This is a genomic window from Tritonibacter horizontis, from assembly GCF_001518015.1.
GTDB classification, from domain to species: Bacteria; Pseudomonadota; Alphaproteobacteria; order Rhodobacterales; family Rhodobacteraceae; genus Epibacterium; species Epibacterium horizontis.
In genome coordinates this window covers 1-6,731 of sequence record NZ_LPUY01000006.1, presented here as the reverse complement: position 1 = coordinate 6,731, position 6,731 = coordinate 1, and the positions used below count along the sequence as shown (strand labels likewise).

Below are 6,731 nucleotides of genomic sequence, written 5' to 3'. Positions count from 1 at the left end.
GCCCGGCGCCGCGCTGACGCGCGGCGATTGCGTTCGGGCGCGCCCCCTGCGCCTGATCTTGCACGTACACTTGCCTTCAAGGTCCGAACCTGCCCATCGCCAAGTCGGAACATAACAGGAACAAACTGCCCGCGCAAGCCCGAAACGACCATCCGAGCGCCAACGGTCAGGGCACCACTGGCGCATCCCGTTTCACCGTGCGCAAAATCACATGGGTCTGGGCACTGGCCACCCCGGCCAGACGGAACAGAAACCGCTCCAGAAAGTGGTTGTAGGCCTCCAGATCCGGCGCCAGCACCCGCAGGTGATAATCCGCCTGCCCCGTCGTCGCGTAGCATTCGACGACATGCGGATTGCCTTCGACGGCGCGGATGAATTCGGTCAGATGTTCCGGCGCGTGGCGGGTCAGGTTCACCTGCACCAGCGCCTCAAACGCCAGCCCCATCGCCTTTGGGACCACAACCGCGCCATAGCGGGCAATCACCCCGGCCTCCTCAAGACTGCGCACCCGCCGCCACAGGGCCGAGGGCGACATGCCGACAGCCTCTGCCAGATCGGCATTGGAGATGCGGCAATCCGCCTGCAGCAGACTCAGAATGCGGCGGTCGCGGTCATCCAGTTTCATTTGCGTGGGTGTCCATTTCAAACTGAGGCGTATCTACGGTTAAATCATCCATAAATATGCGCAATCGCGCGCCCTCTGGCAAGTTTATCCACCAGATCCGGAGTATTCTGTCCACTCCCATGCCGCCGCCAGGATTTAGTCACATGACCGCGCTCCCCCAGGCTTTCCAGACCTATCAGCTCGAAGATCGCTACGCCCGCAGCAGCGGTCGCGTCTTTCTCACCGGCACCCAGGCGCTGGCCCGGATCATGCTCGATCAGGCGCGGCGCGACCGGGCGGCGGGGCTGAACACGGCCGGCTTTGTCTCTGGCTACCGCGGCTCACCGCTCGGCGGGGTGGATCTGGAATTCTGGCGCGCCCGCGACCGGATGCAGGCGGCTGGCATCACCTTCATGCCCGCCGTGAACGAAGACCTCGGTGCGACCGCCGTCCTGGGCGCGCAACAGGCCATTCTCGATCCCGATTGCACGGTCGAGGGGGTGTTTTCCATGTGGTATGGCAAGGGACCGGGTGTTGACCGCTCTGGCGACGCGCTGAAACACGGCAACGCCTATGGCTCCGCTGCCAAAGGGGGCGTGCTGGTGGTGGCGGGCGATGACCACGGCTGTGTCTCGTCATCTATGCCGCATCAATCCGATGTCGCCTTCATGTCCTGGTTCATGCCGGTGCTGAACCCCGCCGATGTCGGCGAATACCTCAGCTTTGGCGAATACGGCCTGGCGCTGTCGCGGTTTTCCGGCACCTGGGTGGGGTTCAAGGCGGTCTCTGAAACCGTCGAAAGCGGCCGCTCGGTCGTACTGCCGCCGGACCGCAGTTTCACCTTGCCAGAGCTGCCGGACTATCCCGGCGGGCTGCATATCCGCGCCTCTGATCTGCCCTCGCCCGAGATTGAAACCCGCATCCGGGCCAAGCTGCAAGCGGTGCGCGCCTTTGCCGAGGCAAACCCGATCGACCGGCGCATTTATGACCTGCCGGAGGCCAAGTTCGGCATCGTCACCACCGGCAAGGGGCATCTCGACCTGATGGAGGCGCTGCGCCTGCTGGGCCTGTCGGAGGCCGAATGCCGCCGTCTCGGCATCGACATCTACAAGGTCGGTATGGTCTGGCCGCTGGCCCGCACCGGCGCCCTCGATTTCGTCAATGGCAAGGAAGAGGTGCTGGTGGTCGAAGAAAAACGCGGCATCATCGAAAGCCAGTTCAAGGAATATTTCTACGACTGGCCCGGCGCCAAGCCGAAAAAGATGGTCGGAAAATACCATGCGGCAGGCGAACCGCTGATCCCCTGGGTCGGCGAACTCAGCCCCCTGATGCTGGTGCCGGTGGTGGCCGAACGGCTCCACCGGTTCTTCCCCGAACTCAACCTCCCCGACAAGGCCCGCGCCCTGACCGACACGCCGCCGAACCTCCTGAACATCCCCGGCGCCACCCGCACCCCCTATTTCTGCTCGGGCTGCCCGCATAACACCTCGACCAAGGTGCCGGAGGGTTCCAAGGCCAATTCCGGCATCGGCTGCCATGTGATGGCCTCCTGGATGGGGCGCGAGACCGCAGGCTACGCGCAGATGGGCGGCGAAGGCGTACCGCATCTGGTGGCCTCAAAGTACAACGGCGGCAAGCATGTGTTCCAGAACCTGGGCGAAGGCACCTGGTATCACTCCGGCGCGCTCGCCATCCGCCAGGCGGTGGCCTCCGGGGCCAATATCACCTTCAAACTGCTCTACAACGATGCGGTGGCGATGACCGGTGGCCAGCCGGTGGACGGCCCGGTTTCGGTCGCCGGCATCGCCCAGACCAGCCGCGCCGAAGGGGTGCAACGCATCGCGCTGGTCTCTGATGACATCACCAAGTTCCGCCGCAGCGACTTCCCCACCGGCACCACATTCCACGACCGCGCCGATCTGGACCCGGTCCAGCGCGTGTTGCGCGACATCCCCGGCGTCAGCCTGCTGATCTACGAACAGACCTGCGCCACGGAAAAGCGCCGCCGCCGCAAACGGGGCACGCTGGAGGATCCCAAACGCTTTGCCTATATCAACGATCTGGTCTGCGAAGGCTGCGGCGACTGTTCGGTGGAAAGCAACTGCCTGAGCGTCGAACCCAAGGAGACGCCGTTCGGCCGCAAGCGCCAGATCAACCTGTCGAGTTGCAACAAGGATTTCTCCTGCCTCAACGGCTTCTGCCCCAGCTTTGTGACCGTCGAGGGGGCGACACGCCGCAAGAAACAGATCCCCGGCCTGGACGCCCAGCGCCTGACCCACGGCCTGCCCACGCCCCGGCTGCCCGGCCTGGACAAACCGTTCAACCTTCTGGTCACCGGCGTTGGCGGCACCGGGGTTGTGACCGTCGGCGCGCTGATCACCATGGCCGCGCATCTGGAGGGCCACGGCGCCTGCGTGCTTGATTTCACCGGATTTGCCCAAAAATTCGGCACGGTGCTCAGCTACATCCGCCTCGCCCAGACCCCGGAAGAACTCCACCAGGTGCGCATAGACCAGGGCGCCGCCGATGCGGTCATCGCCTGCGACGCGGTGGTCTCCTCCGCGCCCAAGGCCTCGGCCCACTACCGCCCCGGCACACAGGTGGCCCTGAATCTGGCCGAAATGCCCACCGGCGACATCGTGCTGCGGCGGGACGCCAGCCTCGACATCCCCACCCGCGCCCGTGCCGTCGCCTCGGTTGTGGGGGCCGACAACGTCACTGCCCTCAACGCCAATGCCATCGCCGAAACGCTTCTCGGCGATGCGGTGCTGGCCAATGTCATCCTGCTGGGCTTTGCCTGGCAACAGGGGCTGGTGCCCGTCAGCCAGACCGCGCTCGAACAGGCCATCGTGCTGAACGGCGTCGCGATCGAAACCAACCAGCGCGCCTTTGCCATTGGCCGCGCCCTAGCCGCAGCCCCGGACCGGCTGCCCCCCCATTCGGCCCCCGCACCCGCGGCGCCGGAACCACTGGCCGCGCTCATCGACCGCCGCGCCGCCTTCCTGTCACAGTATCAAGACGACCGATACGCCCGGGCCTACCGCGACCAGCTCGCCCGCCTCAAGACCGCCCTCCCGCGCGATCACGCCGAGACCCTCACCGCAATCGCCGCCCGCAGCCTGTTTAAGCTGATGGCCATCAAGGACGAATTCGAAGTTGCCCGCCTGATGACCTCCGCCGATTTCTGCGCCGAACTGGATCAAACCTTCGCGGGGGACTTCACCGTCCAATACCACATGGCGCCGCCCCTCCTGACCAGCAGGACCGACGCACGGGGCCGCCCCGCCAAACGCAGATTCGGCGCCTGGATGACACCGCTTCTGCAAGGCCTCGCCAAGGTCAGATCCCTGCGCCGGACGCCGCTCAACCCGTTCGCCTATCACGCCGAGGCCCGGCTGAACCGGAGCCTGCTCAGCTGGTACAAAGCCCTCCTCGACGACATCATCGCCGCCCCGACGGCCACCCCGCCAGAGGTGCTGCAGGACATCCTCTCCGCCCCGATGGAGATCCGCGGCTACGGTCCCATCCGCGCCGCCGCCGCGCAAACCGCCCGCGACAGAGTCGCGCAGCTGCGCAGCCCCTGACCCGCTTCATCTTTTCTGAAATACCTCCCGCCGGAGGCCCGGCCCCGTGCTCCCGTCAGGGGGCGCGGGGCAAACCTGCCGCGCGTCAGCGCGCCCGCCGCGCAACATCAGCGGTTCAGCGCGACAGATCCTGCCAGAACTGACGGCTATAGGCGGCAAATTCTGCCAGCTCCGCTTCGGTCGGCGCCTGACCGGTGAACACTTTCAGGTATTCAGGCGTCATTGCCAACCGATAGTCATGGCTCTCTTCCGGCTCTGCCATATCATAGCCGAGCTGCATGTAATACAGCACCTTGGCCCGGGTCACCGCCTCTGGCGGCGGGCAGCCGTAGCGTGCGAACATCTGCGTCAGCGCGGTGACCCGGCGGGCATCGCCCTCCCGCATCCGCGCCTGCACCGGCACCGACCGGCGGGCCCAGTCCCGCACCGCGAAATCCAGCGCCGTGTTGAACAGGCCGGGGTTGGCGATACAGCGAAACACATTCAGCACCGCCCCCGTCACCCGCGCGGCCGGCGCCTCGGCCTGCGCAATCAGCCCGACGGTATTGGTCTGCTCCCAGCGTTCCAAAAGCGCATCCAGCAGATCCTGGCGCGACTTGAAATACCAATAGAAAGAGGACCGCGACACCCCCATCGCCTCGGCCAGCGCCAGCACCTTGACTCGCTCGACTCCATCCCGGATCAACACATCCAGCCCCAGGTTCAGCCAGTCATCGCGGGTCACTTTGATATTGCCGATCAGCGGCGCGGCGTCGGGATCATTGCGGTGCAACACAGGTTTCGGCGTCATGAAAAAGTAAGCCTCCAAAGTGACGAACGGATACCCGACCGGGACATCCCACAGCCCGAAGGCGAAGGATGCCCGCTGCCCGCCCCGGACGCAAGCCGCACGGTTCAGACCGCGGCACTTGGCCGGGCTGCGATGCGCGCCTGCCAGTCCCGCGTTGCCACATGGGTCTCCGGTACGCGCAGCTTGATGACGCGGGCGAAATCGACAAACACAAAGGCGGTGATATCGGCAAAGCTGAAATGCGCCCCCGCGAGATAGGGCCCCTGCGCCAGCCGTGTCTCCAGCAGGTCCAGAAACGCCACCGCCCGCCGCTGCCCCCGGTCCGCCAGCGCCGGGATCTGGGCATAGTCCACCGGCCCCGGAATGGCCCGGTTTTCAAAGGCGGGATGCGCGTTGCGCAGCGCCTCGGCGATCGGCAGCCCGCCCTGCTGCTCGACAATTGCCGTCCACATCATCACCAGACCTTTTTCACGCGCATCCCGCCCCAAAAGCGGCGGTTCCGGCACCAATGCCTCCAGATAGGCCGCAATGCCGAGGTTCTCGGTCAGCAAACTGCCATCCTCCAGCTGAAGCGCCGGCACCATGGCCTGCGGGTTGATGGCGCGATAGCCCGCCTCCAGCTGCGCCCCAGTGGCGATGGAAATCTCGCGGGTTTCTACCGCTACGCCTTTTTCCGCCAACACCATCCGGGCGCGGCGTGGATTGGGTGCGGTGGAACAATCGAAAAATATCATGCATGGGCCTCCTGCTGCACTCTTCTGGCTGACCCTAGCCCAAATCGCGAATGAAATCCGCACCGCGCGCCCCTTTGATGACCCCTGCCGCAGACCGACAGGCGACAGCGGCCAACGACGGCGGCAGGCGGCGGCAGGCGGGCCGGAGGGCCACACTTGCGGCGGCACTCCCGTCCCTATGACAAATGACATTTGACTACACAGGGCGGCGCGCGCGAAGGTGTGGCGAAAAACAGGGAGAACGCTCATTACCCATCTTGCGCAGCCATCCTGCGGCAGGGGCCTCTGAATGCGGCCGCTCCTGTCCGTCGAAGGTCTCAGCATCGGGTTCGGAAAAGACACCCCCGTGGTCCGGGATGTGAGCTTTTCCGTGGCCCCCGGTGAAACGCTGGCGCTGGTCGGCGAAAGCGGCTCTGGCAAGACCATCAGCTGCCGGGCGGTGCTGCGCATCCTGCCGCGGGCCGCACGGCTGGACTCTGGTCGGATGATCCTGTCGGGCGGTGCCGAGGGCGACATTGACCTGGCCCGGATCAGCGAACGCCAGATGCGCCGCGATGTGCGCGGCAACCGGGTCGCGATGATCTTTCAGGAACCCATGCGCTCGCTCTCGCCGCTGCACCGGATCGGCAATCAGGTGGCCGAAGTGCTGCATCTGCACGGGTCCCCAACGGCCGCTGCCGCCAAACGCCAGGTGCTGGACTGTTTCGAACGCGTCGGTTTTCCCGACCCGGAGCGCACCTGGCGCTCCTACCCGTTCGAGCTGTCCGGCGGGATGCGCCAGCGCGCCATGATCGCCATGGCGATGGTCGCCAAACCGGACCTGCTGATTGCGGATGAACCGACCACGGCGCTGGATGTGACCACCCAGGCGCAGGTGCTCGGCCTGATGAAGGAGCTGCAGCAGGAAACCGGGATGGCGATGATCCTTGTCACCCATGACCTCGGCGTGGTGGCAAACATGGCCGAACAGGTGGTGGTGATGCACAAGGGCCGCGTGATGGAGGCAGGCCCCGCCGAGC

General features: G+C 65.7%; 5 protein-coding genes. 2 read left to right on the top strand and 3 right to left on the bottom strand.

Going from position 1 to position 6,731, the window contains the following annotated elements; all coding sequences use genetic code 11:
• Window positions 1–166 precede the first annotated feature (166 nt).
• Window positions 167–625, bottom strand: coding sequence for an Lrp/AsnC family transcriptional regulator (locus TRIHO_RS00265; protein ID WP_068239098.1), 459 nt, complete (start codon window positions 623–625; stop codon window positions 167–169).
• 143 nt (window positions 626–768) lie between these two features.
• Here TRIHO_RS00265 and TRIHO_RS00260 point away from each other — a divergent pair, with 143 nt between their 5' ends.
• Window positions 769–4,188 (top strand): indolepyruvate ferredoxin oxidoreductase family protein, encoded by a 3,420-nt coding sequence (locus tag TRIHO_RS00260; RefSeq protein ID WP_068239095.1) that lies wholly within the window; start codon window positions 769–771, stop codon window positions 4,186–4,188.
• Window positions 4,189–4,303: 115 nt separating this feature from the next.
• Here the strand turns inward: TRIHO_RS00260 and TRIHO_RS00255 are convergent, their stop codons facing one another.
• Window positions 4,304–4,978: a TetR/AcrR family transcriptional regulator gene (locus TRIHO_RS00255; RefSeq protein ID WP_068239092.1), complete on the bottom strand. Its 675-nt coding sequence runs from the start codon at window positions 4,976–4,978 to the stop codon at window positions 4,304–4,306.
• 104 nt (window positions 4,979–5,082) lie between these two features.
• Window positions 5,083–5,712 (bottom strand): glutathione S-transferase family protein, encoded by a 630-nt coding sequence (locus TRIHO_RS00250; protein ID WP_068239090.1) that lies wholly within the window; start codon window positions 5,710–5,712, stop codon window positions 5,083–5,085.
• A 289-nt stretch (window positions 5,713–6,001) separates the two neighbouring features.
• On the opposite strand from TRIHO_RS00250, the gene TRIHO_RS00245 reads away from it, so the two are divergent.
• Window positions 6,002–6,731, top strand: a 730-nt coding sequence (locus TRIHO_RS00245) for an ATP-binding cassette domain-containing protein (RefSeq protein ID WP_131811162.1), incomplete at its 3' end; no start/stop codon positions are given.

Excerpts from the sequence above, each read along its gene's own strand:
- TRIHO_RS00260 (WP_068239095.1), top strand. The coding sequence starts at position 769 with ATGACCGCGCTCCCCCAGGCTTTCCAGACCTATCAGCTCGAAGATCGC.
- TRIHO_RS00265 (WP_068239098.1), bottom strand. The coding sequence starts at position 625 with ATGAAACTGGATGACCGCGACCGCCGCATTCTGAGTCTGCTGCAGGCG.
- TRIHO_RS00250 (WP_068239090.1), bottom strand. The coding sequence starts at position 5,712 with ATGATATTTTTCGATTGTTCCACCGCACCCAATCCACGCCGCGCCCGG.
- TRIHO_RS00255 (WP_068239092.1), bottom strand. The coding sequence starts at position 4,978 with ATGACGCCGAAACCTGTGTTGCACCGCAATGATCCCGACGCCGCGCCG.